This is a genomic window from Croceitalea sp. P059, from assembly GCF_031846365.1.
GTDB lineage: Bacteria > Bacteroidota > Bacteroidia > Flavobacteriales > Flavobacteriaceae > Croceitalea > Croceitalea vernalis.
In genome coordinates this window covers 53,558-72,101 of record NZ_JAVRHW010000006.1, presented here as the reverse complement: position 1 = coordinate 72,101, position 18,544 = coordinate 53,558, and the positions used below count along the sequence as shown (strand labels likewise).

Here is an 18,544-nt window from a genome sequence, read left to right as displayed (position 1 = left end):
AATCAAAATTAGGTATTTCGATTTAAAAGCTTGACTCCAATAAAACATTTCAAACATTCATTTTTTGTGCAATAACAATTATATAATTGAATTTTTGATTGACTTTCTAAAGCATTAAACGTTTTTTCTCCAATTTTATCAAAACCAGTGATAATAAAATTGCTTTCAGGTTTTAAGGTTGAAATCAACCCAATCAGCTCATCGTTAATTTCTTTTCCATGTTTTTTGGCATAACAGAATTTTAATGGAATAACTGTATTAATTATTAATAAATCAATTAAATTTTTAGTCATTGTTTTAGAACTAACTTTTGATTCTTTTCCAAAGGTGAAATGACTTTTCCAATAGTCGCTTGCAGAAACTTTTAAAATTGATTCCATTCTAGTCACTGAATTAGAATTGATTAAATCATCAAACAAGTTATGGTTTAAACTATATAGATTGGCAATTTGAGACAAACGAATTGTTGGGAAATTATGGGGCCTAAGGCCAAACATTTCTGGGGATTGAACATGTTTAGTTCTTAGTTCAAATTTGATTGATTGATAGTTAAATTCCTTTTTAAGTTCTAAATAGTAGGCATCTGTCAACTCAGGTTTATCTAATAAACCCGACATGCCAAATAAAACACTTTCTAACCCAAGAGTATTGTTTTGTAGTTTTCGAACAATTGAAAAATCTAATGCCTGTGCTAATGAATAAAAAGAATCTGAATTAAGATTAAGGCCAAAATTCTTTAAGAGCATGGTAAACAAAACTTTTTCCCAATCATTATTAGTTTGCTCAAGAAGACCAAAAACCAAACTCGTCTTTTGTTCCAGACGTTCAAAATAAAGATTATGGTACCAGTTTTCTAATAAAAAAGAATCCATCTCTGAAAAATTCTTTTCGCAGTTAATAAATTTTCTTTTTGAATTATTCAATAAACCTTGGTAGGAATTAAGCAACTCATCTGGTACGATGCTTTTTAAAACCAATGTTGGTATTTCAGTCTTGTCTTTTCTAAAAACGGCAATATCATCTTCCCATACCACATGAAGTATTACATTGTCATATTTATCATCCAATTCATGACTATGAGCATACCAATCAGAAGATTTTAGATGTATTTCAACATTACCAACCCATATTTGATTATTAATTACAATTTTTGAGTTGAAAAAATCAGGCCCTCCCTTGTGATTATGATTTCCGGGTAAGAGCACTTGTACTTGCTCACCCTTTGATGACTCAAGTTTATTTGTAGTGAATTTTTGTGTCTTCCAGATAAAATGAAGTAAATCTTCACGCATGGAACTAAAATAGAAAATAGTTTACCAATTACCTGCGTAAGTTAAATTATCACTTGAGTTTGTATTAAAATAAGCTCTTTTAAGAGCATTTATTTGTCTAATATGCAAAAAGTCATGCGCTAACCAATTCTCTAAAAATGTTTTCGCCGACATAGCTCCTTTTTCTGGGTGTATTGTTGAAAGTTCCCATGATACTGTCTTTAGCCCTTTTAACCAAATCACGGATTGATTTCGTTCTTCTAGAAACTTTAATAATATCTCTTGAAAATTTTGATGTAAATATTGGTGGTCAATAGGCCAGGTTGTTGGACTAATCGGTTTAAAAGAAAATTCTGGAGTTTCTAGAATATGTTTTATTCTAGTTCTAAAATCATAAACTTCTTCATCTAATAAATGACAAATAATCTCTAAAAGGCACCAAGATTCGGAATTTATCTTAAAAAGTTCAAGCTCTTTTGGTATACCGGAAAGACTAGCTTGAAAAACATGGTAGTTTTGTTCTATTTGGGATATAATGTCATATGGAAATCTCAAAGATTAACAACTTCTCCTTCCCAATTCATAAAACCACCATCTAAATTAAATGTATTTTCAATTCCAATACTATTTAATATGGCACAAGCCTGCCCACTGCGATTACCTGATCGACAATAGACATAGTAATTTTTAGAAGTATCCAATTTTTGAATTTCATCCATAAAACCTTGTCCCAGGTAAATATCAATGTTAGTTGCATTTGCAATAGCTCCTTCTTCGAGTTCTTCAGGCGTACGAACGTCTAAGACAAAAGCATTATCGTCATTTTTCAATTGTTCGGTCCACTCTTCTTGTGTCAAATCCATCTTAATCTTATAATTAGGTTTCAAAAATAAAAGTCAATATCTAGAACTCAATGATAAATATCATTTTTATTTAAGCTTTTATCGAACAACCTATTGCTCTTGTAGTTTTTATCTCTATCTCTTTCCCTGAAAGCATATTATCAACGGCTATTTCTACAAATTTCTCTTCTACCTGACTTTCGTCTTGGTAGTTATCGTCTATAGCTCCAATGTATCTAACGATATTACCAACCTTAGTTTTCTCTAATAAATAAACATGAGGAGTGCGTTGTGCACCGTATTTTGGATAAATCTTTTGTCCTTCATCAAAAAGATAAGGAAACGTAAAGCCTTTTTCTTGTGCACGAACCTTCATCGCTTCAAAACTATCTCCAGATTGGATTTCTGGATTATTAGGGTTTATGGCAACTACTGGCACACCCAATGGCTTATATTTTTTGTCTAATGCTATAATTCTATCTTCGTAAGCAACTGCATAAGGGCAGGTATTGCAAGTGAAAATTACCAAGAAACCCTTAGCCTGATTATAATCAGATAAAGAAATCATTTCTCCATTAATATTTTTAAGGGAAAAATCAGAAGCGATGTCTCCTACTTTATATCCCAGAAGAATTGGATTGTCATTTTTAACAAATGCTGTCAAAATGAACAACATTGTAACTAATCCAAAAGACTTTAAATTTCTCATAGCTTAATTTATGAATTTGTTTAACTCCGTATTCAACTCCTCATAGGTGAATCCATGAGGGTAAAAAATCCTTTTGTCCCTATTATAAATCAAAGTAGCAGGGATACCTCCTTGCCAATTTTTATCAATTTTAGGAATCCAGTCGTTCATTTTAGGATCATCTAAAATAACTACCTCACCTTTTAATTCATTCGCTTCAACAAATGGCACCAACCTTTTTTCCCACATTGTAGGCATATCTAAGCTTACCAGAAGCATTTCTACACCATTTTCTTTTTGTTCTTCAAACGTTTTTTCAAAAGAAGGCATCTCTTCAACACAGGGCTTACACCAAGTAGCCCAAAAGTTGATAATATATGTTTTGTCGTCTTTTCTATTCAATAAAGGCTCTAAACCTTCATAATCATAAATTGGAAAATCTACTGTACTAGTTTCATTATGAATTTCTAGTTCGGTGTCATTGATTTCTTTCTCTTTATTCTTTTTATCCGCAGCTGAATTACATCCATAGATAAAAAAGGTAAAAAAAACGATTAAATAAAGTGGCTTCATACCAGTGATTTAAGGCTTAAAATTAATCAATGAAGTTTTCTCCATTTTAATTTTAACAAAAGATTAGCGAGTGTCGTTAACTGTAAATTAAAATAATCAATATACATTTGTATATACAATTGTTGTAATAACATGAATGTAGAAGAAATTATTAAAACGAAGAAAGAGATTCCGTTAGGGACAAGAACAATAATTCATTTATCTCTGGTTAATAATAAGCTAAAGGAAACTATGGGTAATGCTCTTAAACCTTTTGAAGTTTCACTACAACAGTTTAATGTTTTACGTATTTTGAGAGGGCAAAAAGGACAGCCAGCCAATCTTTCTACTTTAAATGAACGCATGGTTTCAAAGATGAGTAATACAACGAGATTAGTTGATAAATTAATTTTAAAGGGGTATGTAAAGCGCTGTGTCTGTGAATCAAATAGACGAAAAGTTGAAATTTTTATTACCGGACAAGGTGAAAATGTTTTGGTAAAAATGAGTGAATCAATGAAAAATGCTGAAAGTGACGCTCTTAAAAATTTTACTGCAAAAGAATTAGAGAATTTAAATAGATTATTAGATAAGTTTTAGAATGAATAGTATAATAGAAAATAGGACGTGGCGCTATGCCACCAAGAAATTTGATAACACTAAAAAGGTCTCTGAAGAAGATTTAGCACTCTTAATAGAGGCTACGCGATTAAGTTCTTCATCTTATGGTCTTCAACCCTATCATATTTTTGTTATTACGGACCAGGAGATAAAAGATAAACTTAGACCTGTTTCTTGGAATCAATCTCAGATTACCGATGCATCACATATTATTGTCTTTGCAAACAAAACGGATTTCGGACCTGAATTGATGGATGATTATTTAAAAAATGTATCTGAAACCCGTAATATTTCAGAAGAAGGATTAAAAGGATACGGGGATTTTATGAAATCTAAATTGCTTGATTTGAGTTTAGAAAGCAAGGCAAATTGGACTGAGAAACAGACATATATCGCCTTGGGCAATTTAATGCAAGCAGCTGCAGAGCTAAAAATTGATACTTGCCCAATGGAAGGATTTGAAGCTGATAAATACAATACTATTTTAGGCCTATCAGAAAAAAACTTGAATGCCTCAGTTGCATTGCCTATTGGCTATCGTTCCGTAGAAGATGAAACTCAGCATTACGCCAAAGTACGTCAATCAAAAGAAGAATTATTTACATATATATAAATTATTAAATCTAGTAAACACAATTAATTTTAAAATCATGAAAAAGAACGTTTTAAGTTTAGCCCTAACCGTAATTTTTGGTGCCACTGCAATTGCTGGTCCTGTTGAAGGAGAAAAAAAAGAAGTGAAAACTGACGCAAGTACAGTCACATGGAAAGCCTATAAAGTTACGGGCTCTCATACCGGTACAATCGCCCTTAAGTCAGGTGCACTTATGTTTGATGAAGGTAAATTAACAGGCGGTGAATTCACTGTAGATATGACCACCATTAATACCACTGATTTAGAAGGTGGCGCAAAAGGAAAACTAGATGGTCATTTACATTCTGATGATTTCTTTGCTACAGCTTCTAATCCAACTTCCAATTTGGTATTTACCAATGTAGAAGCTTCTGGAAAGAACTCTTACAAAGTAACAGGTGATTTGACCATAAAAGGTATTACTAAACCAGTAACATTTGATGTTTCTGTTTACGGGAGTAAAGCAACTGCAACTTTAAAAGTAGATAGAGCACAGTACAATGTAAAATATGGTTCAGGAAGTTTCTTTGACGATTTAGGAGACAAGACCATCTATGATGAATTTGATTTAGTGGTTGATTTAGAATTCTAAGTCATTCATAAACTTTGAAAAAGAAAAGGAAAATATCCTGCCTAATGGCAGGATATTTTTTTATCACAGAACTTTGTTTGAAAGTTTAAAATACATTTCTATATTTGAACCAATGAAAACATTGAATAACACTTGGTGGTGGAATACTTTACGACAACATTCGTGAACTAGTCCCTATTTAAAAATATATAAAGGCTTGTCATCACGACAAGCCTTTTTCAATTTATAGCATTACTTATGGCCTTTGAACTTAAAACATATTACAAAAAGATTTTAGCGGACACTATAACACCGGTAAGCGTTTATCTTAAAATACGTGATAAATACCCTAACAGTATCTTGCTAGAAAGTAGTGATTATCATGCAAATGACAATAGTTTCTCATATATCTGCTGTAACCCAATTGCTTCCATTAAAATTGAAAATGAAGTGATTGTTAAAGAGTTTCCTGACGGAGCTATAGAAAAAATTGAAATCACGAAAAATATTGACGTAACAAAAGAAATTGACGCATTCAGTAGACAATTCAATATCGAAAATCAAGATTTCAAATTTATTACAAATGGTTTATTTGGCTTCATGGCATATGACGCCGTAAGATATTTTGAAGATGTAGCTATATCAAAAAAGGAGAATTCAGTTGTCATTCCCGATATTTATTATGCTGTTTATCAAAACATTATTGCTATCAATCATTTTAAAAACGAAGCTTATCTTTTTGCGCATTGCTATGATTCAGAAAATAATATCGCGGAAATTGAACAAGTACTTAAAGCTAGAAGTTTTGCCTCTTATAATTTTTCTAAAGAAGGTTCAGTTAAAACCAATTTAGAAGATGATGCTTTTAAAGAACATGTTGCATTGGCAAAAAAGCATTGTCAACGCGGAGATGTTTTTCAGTTGGTGTTGTCTAGAAGATTTTCTCAAAGATTTAAAGGAGATGAATTCAATGTTTACAGAGCGTTACGCTCTATAAATCCATCACCTTACTTATTCTTTTTCGACTATGGTGATTTTAAAATTTTTGGAAGTTCACCAGAAGCTCAAATTATTGTTAAAGATGGAAAAGCAGAAATTCACCCTATTGCAGGCACCTATAAAAGGACAGGCAATGATGAAAAAGATGCAGAATTGGCAAAACAATTAGCTCAAGATGATAAAGAAAATAGCGAGCATGTAATGTTAGTTGATTTGGCTAGAAATGACTTGAGTAGAAATGGAAATTTGGTAAATGTGGAGACCTATAGAGAAGTTCAATATTTTTCACATGTAATTCATTTAGTGTCCAAAGTTACGGGTATGAAAAAACCAGATATAGCTACCTTAAAAATTGTCGCAGATACTTTTCCCGCAGGTACCTTGAGTGGGGCACCAAAACACAGGGCTATGCAGCTCATTGAAAAGTATGAAAAAACTAGTAGAGGGTATTATGGAGGTGCTATTGGTTTTATGGACTTTTCAGGCAACTTCAATCATGCAATTATGATAAGAACTTTTTTAAGTAAAAACCATGAATTACATTTTCAGGCTGGAGCAGGGTTAGTTGCCGCCTCAGATGCTGAAGATGAATTACAAGAAACTTATAATAAACTGGGAGCATTAAACAAGGCTCTTGAAATTGCTGAAACTATCTAGATGAAAAGAGAGATTTTAATGATAGATAATTACGATAGTTTCACTTTTAATCTAGTGCACTATTTAGAAGACCTAGGTTGCACTTTAGTAGTCAAAAGAAATGATCAACTGACCCTCGATGAAGTCGATGATTTTGATGAAATGGTTTTATCTCCAGGTCCCGGAATTCCTGATGAAGCTGGGCTATTAAAACAAATAATTAAAAAATATGGCCCAAGCAAGCGCATGTTTGGGGTCTGTTTAGGTCAGCAAGCTATTGGTGAAGTTTATGGTGGTAAGCTAATAAATCTTGATAAAGTTTATCATGGTGTATCGACCAAAATAGATATTATTCAAGATGATTACATCTTCAAAAACCTTCCTCAAAAATTAGAAGTGGGAAGATACCATTCATGGGTTGTTCAAGAAGATTTACCCGATTGTTTAGAGGCAACCTCACTCGATAAGAATGGTCAAATAATGTCACTCAGACATAAAGAATTTGATATCAGAGCAGTTCAATTTCATCCGGAATCAGTACTAACACCGAATGGAAAACAAATTTTAAAAAATTGGTTAAATCGCGGATAGATGAAAGAAATATTGAATAGACTTATTAATCATGAAATTCTTGAAAAAGAAGATGCTAAAAGGGTATTGGTTAATATAGCTAAAGGGGATTATAATACTAGTCAGATTGCGGCTTTCTTAACTGTTTATATGATGCGAAGCGTCACTATAGAAGAGTTAGAGGGTTTCCGAGATGCTTTATTAGAACTTTGTATGGCAGTAGATCTATCAGCTTATAACCCTATTGATTTATGTGGAACTGGTGGAGATGGTAAAGATACTTTCAATATTTCAACATTAGCCTCATTTGTAACAGCTGGGGCTGGAATTAAGGTGACTAAACACGGTAATTATGGGGTTTCTTCCAAATGCGGAAGTAGCAATGTAATGGAGTTTTTAGGTATCAAATTTAGCAATGAAGCTGATTTTTTAACCAAATCAATTGAAGAAGCCGGCATTTGTGTATTACATGCTCCTTTGTTTCATCCAGCAATGAAGAATGTTGCTCCTATTCGCAAAGAACTAGCAGTTAAAACCTTTTTCAATATGCTAGGCCCGATGGTAAACCCGGCTTTTCCTAAAAACCAAATGGTTGGGGTTTTTAATTTAGAATTAGCACGAATGTACGGTTACTTATATCAAAATACAGATAAGAATTTTACTGTGCTACATGCTCTAGATGGTTATGATGAAATAAGTCTGACTGGTGATACAAAAACCATTTCTAATGGTTCTGAAGGTATTATTAAACCTGCTGATTTTGGTTTAAACGCTATAGGTGCCAACGAAATTGTTGGTGGAGAAGATGTTGCAGCATCAGCTCAAATTTTCTTAAATATATTAAATGGTAATGGCAGCGAAGCACAAAACAACGTCGTTTGTGCGAACGCAGGTGTTGCTATAGCAACAGTCGAAGAAATCTCGGTAAAGGACGGATTTGAGAAAGCTAAAGAATCATTGTTGAATGGTAATGGTTCAATAGCTCTAAAAAAGTTACAGAAAATTAGTGCCTCATGAATATTTTAGATAAAATAGTAGCTGATAAAAGAAATGAGGTTGAACTTAAAAAAAGTTTAATTCCTGCTTCACAATTAGAACAATCCAATCTTTTTGAAAGAAGTGGACAATCTTTAGCTTCCGCTTTACGAAAAAGCAATACTGGTATCATTGCCGAACACAAACGTCGGTCACCTTCTAAACAAACCATAAATCAAAATACCAATGTCGGCTTAGTTGCTAGAGCTTATGAAAATGCCGGTGTTTGTGGAATGAGTGTTTTAACTGACATTAAGTATTTTGGTGGTTCTTTAGAAGATTTACTGTTGGCAAGGGCGTCTGTAACAATGCCACTTTTACGAAAAGAGTTTATTATTGATGAGTATCAAATTTTAGAAGCTAAAGCGAACGGTGCTGATGTGATTCTTTTAATAGCCGCAGTATTGTCAAAACATGAGATAAAAGCATTTTCTGAATTAGCCAAAAGTTTAGATTTAGAAGTCTTGCTTGAAGTGCATAATGAAGAAGAGTTACATAAATCTATCATGCCAAGTTTAGATATGCTAGGAATTAATAATCGTGATTTAAAGACTTTTAATGTGAGTTTGGACACTAGCAAGCATCTTTCCGCTTTAATCCCAGATGATTTTGTAAAAGTTTCTGAAAGCGGAATTAGCTCTATTAAGGCCATTAAGGAATTAAAAGAATATGATTATCAAGGTTTTCTTATTGGCGAGAACTTTATGAAAGCTGAAAATCCTGGGAAAGCTGCTAATGCATTTATACAAAATTTAGTGAAATGAAACTGAAAGTGTGCGGAATGAAATATAATCCTGAGACGGTTGCAAAATTACAGCCTGACTATTTGGGTTTTATATTTTGGGAATCATCTTCACGCTATTTTGATAAAGAATTTCCTTCTCTTGCTACAGGAATTAAAAAGGTAGGTGTTTTTGTTGATGAAAAAATCGAAGAGGTTATCAGATTGACTTTGAAACATAAATTGGATGCAGTTCAATTTCATGGCAATGAATCTATTGACTATTTGAAAAAATTTAAAAAGGCGGAAGCATTCAAGTTAAACGAGGCGGATATACTCGTTAAATCGTGGGAGTGCAAAAACACGAAGATTATCAAAGTGTTCTCCATCAAGAATGAATTTGATTTTTCGGTTTTACAACCTTTCGAAGAAGTCTGTGATTACTTCTTATTTGATACAAAAGGAAAATTACCTGGGGGAAACGGATATACCTTCGATTGGTCCATTCTAGAAAATTATCCATCAACCAAACCCTATTTTTTAAGTGGTGGCATTGGATTAAATAATTTAAGACAGATTGAAGAATTTCTAAAAAAACCGGAATCAAAGTACTGTCATGCCATTGATGTAAATAGTCGATTTGAAGATGAACCTGGATTAAAAAATATTGATGATTTAAAAAAATTTAAAAAAATTGTAATTGACAACCAATGACTTATCACGCTGACGAAAAAGGATATTATGGTGAATTTGGTGGTGCATTCATTCCTGAAATGCTCTACCCAAATGTAGAAGAATTACGACAAAACTATGTGCAAATTATGTATGAAGAGTCCTTTCAAAAGGAATTTCACCAACTGCTCAAAGATTACGTCGGTAGGCCTTCTCCATTGTATTTCGCCAAACGATTATCTGAAAAACATAACTGTAAGGTCTACTTAAAACGAGAAGACTTAAACCACACTGGTGCTCATAAGGTAAATAATACCATAGGTCAAATTTTAATGGCTCAAAAGCTAGGTAAAACTCGAATCATTGCTGAGACCGGAGCTGGCCAACATGGCGTCGCAACTGCCACAGTTTGCGCATTAATGGGAATGAAGTGTATTGTTTACATGGGCGAAATTGATATTGCACGTCAGGCTCCAAATGTGGCTCGAATGAAAATGTTAGGGGCAGAAGTACGACCTGCTTTATCAGGCAGTAGAACTTTAAAAGATGCAACTAATGAAGCTATTCGTGATTGGATTAACAATCCTGTTGACACGCATTACATAATTGGTTCCGCTATTGGTCCTCACCCTTACCCTGATATGGTCACCAGGTTCCAGTCTATAATTTCCGAAGAAATTAAATGGCAATTAAAAGAAAAAGAAGGTCGTGAAAATCCTGATTATGTGGTTGCCTGTATTGGAGGTGGCAGTAATGCCGCTGGAACTTATCATCATTTTTTAGATGAACCAGAAGTTGGAATCATTGCTGTTGAAGCTGCTGGCAAGGGTGTTGAAACCGGTGAAAGTGCCGCAACTTCAGCTTTAGGTAAAGTAGGTATCATACATGGTTGTAAAACCATGTTAATGCAAACTTTAGATGGTCAAATAACAGAGCCTTATTCTATCTCTGCAGGTTTGGATTATCCAGGTGTAGGTCCAATGCATTCGCATTTATTCAAATCGGGTCGAGCTGAGTTTTATTCTGCCACGGATGATGAAGCCATGACCGCTGGATTAGAATTATCTCAATTAGAAGGTATTATTCCGGCAATTGAAACGGGACATGCATTTGCCATTTTTTCACATAAAGTCTTTAAACCGAATGATTTAGTTGTAATCAGTTTGTCAGGTCGTGGTGATAAAGATTTGCAAACCTATATAGACTATTTTAAGTTAGCTTAAATTATGAATAGAATAAACCAAAAAATGCTGGAGGATAAAAAACTTCTTTCCATATATTTCACTGCTGGTTACCCTGCTTTAAACGATACAGTTCAAATCATTGAGGACCTTGAGAAAAATGGTGTTGATATGATTGAAATTGGGCTACCTTTTAGCGACCCATTGGCAGATGGTCCAACAATTCAAGATAGTTCAACAGCTGCCTTGAAAAATGGAATGACAACTGAAACGCTTTTTGAACAGCTTAAAGACATTCGTAAAACAATCTCAATTCCATTAATCGTTATGGGATATTTTAATCCTATGCTTCAATATGGAGTTGAAGCGTTTTGCGAAAAGTGTAATCAGATTGGAATTGACGGAATTATAATGCCGGATTTACCTTTAGATGTATATGAATCAGAATACAAAGCAATTTTTGAAAAAAATGGCTTATTAAATATTTTTCTAATAACACCTCAAACAAGCGAAACACGCATACGTCAGATTGATGAAGCTTCAAACGGTTTCATCTATATGGTCAGCTCCGCTAGTGTTACAGGTTCAAAATCTGGATTCGGAAATGAACAGGAAGATTATTTTAAAAGAATTGGGACAATGAATCTAGCAAATCCACAAATTGTGGGCTTTGGCATTAAAGATGCAGAAACATTCGAACAGGCCACTAAAAGTGCAAAAGGAGCTATTATTGGCTCCGCTTTTATTAAACATTTGACCACTAATGGGAAAAATAAAATTAGAGAATTTGTTACATCAATAGTTGGATAAAAAATAAGCAACCAAATAAAAGAGTAACATCTTTAGAACTAATAATAACGGCTGGAAATGAAAAGCATCACTACATTTTTATTATTAACTACAAGCTGTTTTGCACTATCATTAAACGCTCAAGAACTCAATTCCAATGAAGCTTCTAAAAATGTTTTCAATTTTTCACTTGGTTCTTTTGTAGTACTTAATTCAGCTCACATAACCTATGATAGACTTATAGCAAAAAAGGCAAAAAGCTTTTTTAAATCCTATTATTTTACTACAAAGGTCGGAGGTAATGCAACATTAAATTTTAGTGATACAAATAGTGGTACAGGGCTTCTAACAAGTTTAGGATTTACTGGACTAACTGGAAAAGGAAATGACCATCTAGAGATTGGTGTTGGTCTCGGTTATTTTTTTGATTCTAGCACTAGTGATGATTTTATTGAAGGAGGTGTGGATGACAGCCAATTTTATCCAAGTATTTCTCTGGGGTATAGAAAACAAAGTCCAAAAGGTTTTGTATTTAGAACAGGACTTGGTGCAGCAGAATGGTTTTATGTAGGATTTGGTTATAGTTTTTAAAACTATTTAATTCCTTTATTTAGCTCGCCTGTTTTGTTTCAACTAAAACATCTCTTTTATATATTTTCAAAACAGCTTCGACTCCGTCTTTAAGAGCATTCAAATGCAATTCGCCGTTATTTTTTGCAAGCATTTGTTTTACAATGGATAATCCTTTTCCGGAACCTTTTTCATACGAAGTACCTAGAGCACTCTCCACTTGTTCACCTCTATTAACTTGTTCTAGTTTTGTAATATCAATAGCCCGAGCTTTATTTTTTATAGAAAAAGAATAATAATTAACATGTTCTGTTGCCGCTACTTCTATTTTTTCGTCAACCGGTGAAAACTTAATAGCATTCGTTAATAAATTACGCATTGCGGTTTCAAAAACTTGTTTAGAGTAAAATAATTTAAAATCACTTGAAAATCCGTTAGAAACAATCAATTTTTTATAGTTCAACTTCTCAGAAAACTGTTCTTTTAAATCTTCTACAACTGCTCTGATATCAAGGTGCATATAGCTTTTTATAGTATCATCAGTTTGCATAGCCCAATCAAGAAGCCCTTCTAACATGGTATATGTTTTGTCCACCGAATTTTTAAGTAAATCAAGATTGCTGTTTCGGTCCACTTCAGATTTTGAATTTTTAGTTATTTCGGCAAGAATTGAAATTTGATGAATTGGTGTTTTCAAGTCATGTGCAATAATTTGAACTATCTCTTTCCTAAAACTAGTTAATTCCTGTAATTCCAAATTCTGCTTTAAGCTAAGCGCATTTTGTTCATGTAAATCTTGTCGCATAACAATCACCTTCTTGAAAACAAAATAGCTAATAGCACCAATAGAAGAGATAATTATAAACGCTAGAATGAACTTACCTAAAGGCATTTCAGGCATTAAAATGATACATGATGTGATATATATTGTATTATAAACTATAACAACTAATTGATGATAAGGTTTTTCAAAAACAGCAAGAAGTAATCCCATTACAAAAACTATCATCTGAACACGCAAAAAATAACCTTCAAAGTTTGTTGTGGAATCTTCTACCCTAAATGGCAAATAAATGGTTGAGGAAATAATATTTATATAGACTAAAATCAAGAACATCAAACTCGTTGAAACCCAATTTAACTTCCAACTTATTGCCGTTATCAATACAGTAAAGAAAACTATTAAATGTTTTAAGGCATATTTATTTAACCCTCCAATTCCATATTCTATAAAAAAATTAGTCGCTAATCCGGCAAGTACCAAAACAATTAAGGCATGAAAAATAATACTTGTCTTTCGTATAGGAACAAGCACTTGATTATCTTTAGAAAATGAATTTATATCAATCACCATTTGGGGGTTTTATATAACAGTTAACGATAAACGATGTATTTTCTTACATTTTAACTTAAGTATTAGATGAAGCGCATTTTCAGTATCCTTTTTATTCTTTTAAGTTTTCATTCTTTCAGTCAAATAAATGATTCTACAGCTATTAAATCACAAGTGGCCAAAGCAATAAAAGAACTTGGTGATTTCGTAGCAATACCAAATGATGCCTTAAATGGCGATGATATTGATGATAATATTTTTTGGTTAAAGAAAAAGTTCAATGAACGCGGTTTTAATACAACAGAATTAGAAACCGATAATCATCCATTATTTTTTGCCGCCTTGCCTATTGAAGATAATAAACCAACTATTTTGTTTTATATGCATTTTGATGGTCAATCTGTAGACCGAAGTAAATGGAATCAACCTAATCCATATAAAATGGTTTTAAAGGCCCCTGAGGGTGATGGTTGGAAAACGCATTCATTTGATGATATGCTAGAAGACATACCTTATGATTGGCGTTTATTTGGTAGATCAACCTCTGATGACAAAGGCCCAATCGTAATGTTTTTAAATGCAATAGACCTTATCAAAAAGAATGGCAAAAAAATACCATTTAACATAAAGGTAATTTTGGATAGCGAAGAAGAAAAGAGCAGTAAACCATTACCAAACGCAGTAAAAGTATATCGAGAATTATTAGAGGCTGATTTTTTGATTATCAACGATGGACCTGTTCATTCTTCAGGAAAACCAACTTTAGTTTACGGTTGTCGTGGCATTACTACCCTGTCTTTAATCACCTATGGTCCAGTTAAACCTCAGCATAGCGGACATTATGGTAACTATGCTCCCAACCCCGGTTTTCAATTAGCGCATTTATTAGCAACTATGAAAAATAAAGAAGGTAAAGTTATCATACCTGGGTATTATGATGGCATCACTTTAGACTCCACTACAATTGAAGTTTTAAAAAGCGTGCCTGATTCTGATGTTGCAATTGCCGAAAAACAACAATTTAAAACAGCTGAAAAAGTAGGTGATTTTTATCAAGAGGCATTGCAATATCCCAGTCTAAATATTCGTGGATTAGGCTCTGGTTGGATTGGCAAAGAGGCAAGAACAATAGTTCCTGAGAGTGCAACTGCCGAATTAGATTTAAGATTAGTACCAGAAACTGATGGAAATCGATTAAAAACCCTAGTGAAACAACATATTACGAAACAGGGTTATAAAGTGCTAGACCATGTGCCTACTAAAGAAGAAAGATTAAAATTTGATAACATAATAACGATAACTGAAAGTAGTGTTACCAATGCTTTTCGTACTGATTTGAATAACCCATATGGGAACTTCCTAGTAAAAACTATGAAAGAATCTTTTAATGATGATGTTGTTCAAATCAGAATCATGGGAGGTACAGTACCCATTTCACCTTTTATAAATGAATTAAAAATACCGGCATTTATCATACCTATGGTGAACGCTGATAATAATCAACATAGTCCAAATGAAAATTTAAAGATTGGACAATTGGCTTACGGCATAAATACATTTTATTCAATTTTAACTTCTACCCTTTAAAATTATAAATGAGCTTGAAAGTATGTTTTAATATACTAACAATGGTGTTTATTATCTATTAACTGCCAAAATCATCGATTTAAAAAAATAACTGTAAAGGCCTTTCTTACAATAGATACGCCTCAACGAATAAAAATTCATCTCACCCTATTTTCACTGGTACTGCTCTTTATGCGTCTTACTTTTGCTAAACCAAATTTTACTTTAGCATGAAATACACAACCATCGTAATTGATGATTCGTCAATTCAACGCCTAGCGACCACCTTTTTGGTTAAAAATCACGTTGCCCTTGAGCATATCGGTTCTTATGGGAATCCGTATGAAGGATTGCGTGCTGTAGTAGATAAAAAAGCTGATATTCTTTTTCTTGACGTCCTAATGGATGATATTGATGCTTTTGAATTGTTAGATAGTGTCAATTTAAACTGCGCGATTATCATGAACTCCACTTGGCCAAGATTTGCGGTTAAGGCTTTTGATTATGGAATTAATGATTTTATTACCAAACCAATTCAAAAACCTCGTTTTGAAAAGTCTGTCGTCAAGGTAATTAATCAATTAAAAGGAGAACAATCTTCAATTAGAAGTAATAAAGATTATTTGTGTATTGATTCTCTTTCTAATTTTAGTTTAACCTAAGCCGAATTCCTACTCGCATTTATATTTCCATATAAAGAACGTGTCACTATCTTTTCATAAAGTGCTTTATGTGCAGAATTTTGTGTGATATGATATAAAGCATTCTGCTGAATTACCAAAAGAGGTAAAACAATTTTCTCTCTTATTTTAACGGATTCTCTTGACACTGCTTCGTCTTCCATTAAAATTTTATGACCTGATATTTGTAAAAGCATTTTTTCTGAAAGTTTATACTCACTATGAAGAACCTGCCAAAAAGCTCCGAATTCTTCATCTTCTTTCATATAACTTGTTAAATTAAAATTAGTTTTAGCTAACGACATCATACTATTGTGCATTAAAGCTCTGAAAAAAGGCACTTCTTTATACAGTTTTTTCACTTCATTAAGTCTTCCCTCATCCTTGAATTTTTGAATAGCACTACCTAGACCAAAATAACCTGGAACGTTCTGCTTTAGTTGGCTCCAAGAGCCTACAAAAGATATCGCCCGTAAATCTGACAATGTCAACTTACTCTTATTCCCTCTTTTACCTGGTCTACTGCCTATATTGGCATTTGAATAATATTTTAGGGTACTTCTATGCTCTAGATAAGGCATAAATTTGTCATGATTTTTTAAGGCATCATATTTTTCAAAACTTAGTTCAGAAAGTTCTTCTATTAGTTTTCGCTGTTCTCTTGAAATAACATGTTCTTTGCCAAATAAGTTATTACTTAAACCAGCCGTTAATAGTTGCTCAGCATTATGAATAAACTGTTCTTTTGTGCCATAAGTACTAGTTATGGTCTGTCCTTGAATGGTTAATTGAATTTCATGATTAGCCACATCTTTTGTTTGTGCAGCATAAAAGCGATGGGTTTTTCCACCGCCTCTTGCTGGAGGTCCTCCCCTACCATCAAAAAACTTAGCTTTTATTCCGTTCTTTTTACAAACCTTACTCAAAGTCTCTTTGGTCTTTAATATTGACCAGTTCGCTTTTAAATACCCTCCATCTTTGGTTCCATCAGAAAAACCCAACATAATAGTATGCGCGTTATGTCTGCGTTCTAAATGCGCCCTATAAGTGTTATCGTCAAAAAGATACTGCATAACCTCTTCGGAAGCATCCATACCTTTCATGGTTTCAAAAAGCGGAATGATATCAAATGTAATTTCTTCGGTTTTCCAACCGCTCCATCGGAACAAACCAAATACAAATAGCACTGAGAAAATATCTTCAGAATTACTTATGATATAGCGGTTGCAACCGTCTTCGCCATTCTTTTCTTGTATAGCTTTAAGCTGTTGAATATTAGCAATAGTATCGCGAACAATACCCTCTTCAAAATCTTTCGCCTTCAGTTTTAAATCTTTTTTCAACAACCAATTCACCAATTCTTCTTGACTTAGTTCATCAAGACTTTCGTTAATAATATCATTCGCTTTTAAAATAGTTTCAACGCTTAAATAATGTTTGCTATGGTCTTGTCTAATATCCAAACTAGCAAAATGTGTTTTGAAAATATGAACCTTATCAATGAGTTGATTCAAATCATCTAAATACAAAGAGTGATAATTTTCAATAAGAAGCGCTCTGGCTTCATTCAAACTTTCAATAATTTCTTGATAACCCACAAGGTAGTTCTCTTGAAACATTGCCTTATACAATTTGGTATTTAAACTGTTTAAAGGGTCTTGTAATTTTTTAAAAGAGAGTTTCTTGCGCAGTACTTTTAAATCATTGTAATAACACTTCATTAAAGTTAGTCTAAGCTCATCAGCAACCTCATTTGTGATTTTAGCCGTAACAAAAGGATTTCCATCACGATCACCGCCTGGCCAAAATCCCAATTTTAAAATATCATAATTATCAAAACCTGGACGATTCGTGTGACGTTTTACATATTGAAACAATTGACCCACGGCATTGTAATACGTATTTCGTAAAATGTAAATAATATTTTTTGCCTCATCAAGAGGTGTTGGTTTTTTAGCATTTATTAATGATGTAAGACCTAGTTGTTGCATGGTTAAATCTATATCATCAATTCTATTATTATCAATCAATGCTCTTAATTCTGATATGATATCTAATACCGCTGGCGTATAAAACTGTGTTGGATGAGCCGTTAAAACAATACGAGCGCTAAAGGTGGACAGCTGTTTTGCGATTTGATCCCAATTCTTGCTTTGGTCTACTAATTGAAAATAATCTTTTATGGAAGTAGAACCAGTATATTCCTGTAATTTAGGGAAAGCAGCATCTTCTACACTATCATACAAAACGACTTGACGTTCTACGTATTGAATAATACGGAACATAAAGTCCAACTGTTCACTTTCTGTTCTAAAATCAGTAAAATTTAGAAAGAAGGCTTCCAGAATATCTTGAGGTTTTTTCCCTGCCTTTAAGCCCCTTTCACATTGCTCAAAGAGTAAAGGGACCAACATACCTACATTCTCCATGTCGGCATATGGCAAACTTAAAAATAAGCTGTTGTAAATATTAAACTTATTAGTAACAGATTTTTTAAACTCCTTTAAACGTTTTGATTGATGCATGTACATAAATTTGTTGAAAATAGCCTAATGGTTATTTTATATATCTCAAAGGTCGTTATAGAAAGCCAAATGAAAAATTAAATCTTCA

20 protein-coding genes are annotated in these 18,544 nt (G+C 33.1%); 13 read left to right on the top strand and 7 right to left on the bottom strand.

Going from position 1 to position 18,544, the window contains the following annotated elements; all coding sequences use genetic code 11:
* Positions 1-8 precede the first annotated feature (8 nt).
* The 5 genes from RM542_RS14490 to RM542_RS14470 all read right to left on the bottom strand — a co-directional run bounded on the left by RM542_RS14490 (position 9) and on the right by RM542_RS14470 (position 3,374).
* On the bottom strand, positions 9-1,292 hold the full coding sequence (locus RM542_RS14490; RefSeq protein WP_311386473.1) for a DUF2851 family protein: 1,284 nt from the start codon (positions 1,290-1,292) through the stop codon (positions 9-11).
* A gap of 21 nt (positions 1,293-1,313) precedes the next feature.
* A complete protein-coding gene (locus tag RM542_RS14485) occupies positions 1,314-1,826 on the bottom strand; it encodes a DinB family protein (RefSeq protein WP_311386472.1) in 513 nt (170 codons plus the stop codon).
* The gene (locus RM542_RS14480) at positions 1,823-2,134 is read right to left on the bottom strand and encodes a rhodanese-like domain-containing protein (protein ID WP_311386471.1); all 312 of its coding nucleotides are present in this window, start codon (positions 2,132-2,134) and stop codon (positions 1,823-1,825) included. The genes RM542_RS14485 and RM542_RS14480 overlap by 4 nt, the downstream gene beginning before the upstream one ends.
* Before the next feature lie 70 nt (positions 2,135-2,204).
* The gene (locus RM542_RS14475; protein ID WP_311386470.1) at positions 2,205-2,822 is read right to left on the bottom strand and encodes a thioredoxin family protein; all 618 of its coding nucleotides are present in this window, start codon (positions 2,820-2,822) and stop codon (positions 2,205-2,207) included.
* 3 nt (positions 2,823-2,825) lie between these two features.
* Positions 2,826-3,374 carry a TlpA disulfide reductase family protein gene (locus tag RM542_RS14470; RefSeq protein WP_311386469.1) on the bottom strand — a complete coding sequence of 183 codons (549 nt, stop codon included), beginning with the start codon at positions 3,372-3,374 and terminating at the stop codon, positions 2,826-2,828.
* 132 nt (positions 3,375-3,506) lie between these two features.
* Between RM542_RS14470 and RM542_RS14465 the strand changes: the two genes are divergently transcribed.
* The 11 genes from RM542_RS14465 to RM542_RS14415 all read left to right on the top strand — a co-directional run bounded on the left by RM542_RS14465 (position 3,507) and on the right by RM542_RS14415 (position 12,373).
* Entirely contained in the window at positions 3,507-3,953 is a 447-nt protein-coding gene (locus RM542_RS14465) for a MarR family transcriptional regulator (protein WP_311386468.1), read from the top strand.
* A 1-nt stretch (position 3,954) separates the two neighbouring features.
* Positions 3,955-4,587, top strand: coding sequence for an NAD(P)H-dependent oxidoreductase (locus RM542_RS14460; protein ID WP_311386467.1), 633 nt, complete (start codon positions 3,955-3,957; stop codon positions 4,585-4,587).
* A 37-nt stretch (positions 4,588-4,624) separates the two neighbouring features.
* Positions 4,625-5,200: a YceI family protein gene (locus RM542_RS14455; RefSeq protein ID WP_311386466.1), complete on the top strand. Its 576-nt coding sequence runs from the start codon at positions 4,625-4,627 to the stop codon at positions 5,198-5,200.
* Between the two features lie 237 nt (positions 5,201-5,437).
* Entirely contained in the window at positions 5,438-6,835 is a 1,398-nt protein-coding gene (locus tag RM542_RS14450; protein WP_311386465.1) for an anthranilate synthase component I family protein, read from the top strand.
* A complete protein-coding gene (locus RM542_RS14445; protein WP_311386464.1) occupies positions 6,836-7,405 on the top strand; it encodes an aminodeoxychorismate/anthranilate synthase component II in 570 nt (189 codons plus the stop codon). It abuts the gene before it with no gap.
* A complete protein-coding gene (gene trpD, locus RM542_RS14440) occupies positions 7,406-8,401 on the top strand; it encodes an anthranilate phosphoribosyltransferase (protein WP_311386463.1) in 996 nt (331 codons plus the stop codon).
* Positions 8,398-9,183 (top strand): indole-3-glycerol phosphate synthase TrpC, encoded by a 786-nt coding sequence (gene trpC, locus RM542_RS14435; RefSeq protein WP_311386462.1) that lies wholly within the window; start codon positions 8,398-8,400, stop codon positions 9,181-9,183. Before trpD ends, trpC begins: the two co-directional genes overlap by 4 nt.
* Positions 9,180-9,854: a phosphoribosylanthranilate isomerase gene (locus tag RM542_RS14430; protein ID WP_311386461.1), complete on the top strand. Its 675-nt coding sequence runs from the start codon at positions 9,180-9,182 to the stop codon at positions 9,852-9,854. The genes trpC and RM542_RS14430 overlap by 4 nt, the downstream gene beginning before the upstream one ends.
* Positions 9,851-11,035 carry a tryptophan synthase subunit beta gene (gene trpB / locus RM542_RS14425; protein ID WP_311386460.1) on the top strand — a complete coding sequence of 395 codons (1,185 nt, stop codon included), beginning with the start codon at positions 9,851-9,853 and terminating at the stop codon, positions 11,033-11,035. Before RM542_RS14430 ends, trpB begins: the two co-directional genes overlap by 4 nt.
* Positions 11,036-11,038: 3 nt before the next feature.
* On the top strand, positions 11,039-11,803 hold the full coding sequence (trpA, locus tag RM542_RS14420) for a tryptophan synthase subunit alpha (RefSeq protein WP_311386459.1): 765 nt from the start codon (positions 11,039-11,041) through the stop codon (positions 11,801-11,803).
* 57 nt (positions 11,804-11,860) lie between these two features.
* The gene (locus RM542_RS14415) at positions 11,861-12,373 is read left to right on the top strand and encodes a hypothetical protein (RefSeq protein WP_311386458.1); all 513 of its coding nucleotides are present in this window, start codon (positions 11,861-11,863) and stop codon (positions 12,371-12,373) included.
* Positions 12,374-12,392: 19 nt separating this feature from the next.
* On the opposite strand, the gene RM542_RS14410 is transcribed toward RM542_RS14415, so the two are convergent.
* The gene (locus tag RM542_RS14410) at positions 12,393-13,706 is read right to left on the bottom strand and encodes an ATP-binding protein (protein WP_311386457.1); all 1,314 of its coding nucleotides are present in this window, start codon (positions 13,704-13,706) and stop codon (positions 12,393-12,395) included.
* 66 nt (positions 13,707-13,772) lie between these two features.
* Between RM542_RS14410 and RM542_RS14405 the strand changes: the two genes are divergently transcribed.
* A complete protein-coding gene (locus RM542_RS14405; protein WP_311386456.1) occupies positions 13,773-15,272 on the top strand; it encodes a M20/M25/M40 family metallo-hydrolase in 1,500 nt (499 codons plus the stop codon).
* Positions 15,273-15,481: 209 nt separating this feature from the next.
* Positions 15,482-15,913 (top strand): response regulator, encoded by a 432-nt coding sequence (locus RM542_RS14400; RefSeq protein WP_311386455.1) that lies wholly within the window; start codon positions 15,482-15,484, stop codon positions 15,911-15,913.
* On the opposite strand, the gene RM542_RS14395 is transcribed toward RM542_RS14400, so the two are convergent.
* Positions 15,910-18,456 (bottom strand): phosphoenolpyruvate carboxylase, encoded by a 2,547-nt coding sequence (locus RM542_RS14395; RefSeq protein WP_311386454.1) that lies wholly within the window; start codon positions 18,454-18,456, stop codon positions 15,910-15,912. The genes RM542_RS14400 and RM542_RS14395 overlap by 4 nt on opposite strands.
* Between the last annotated feature and the right edge of the window lie 88 nt (positions 18,457-18,544).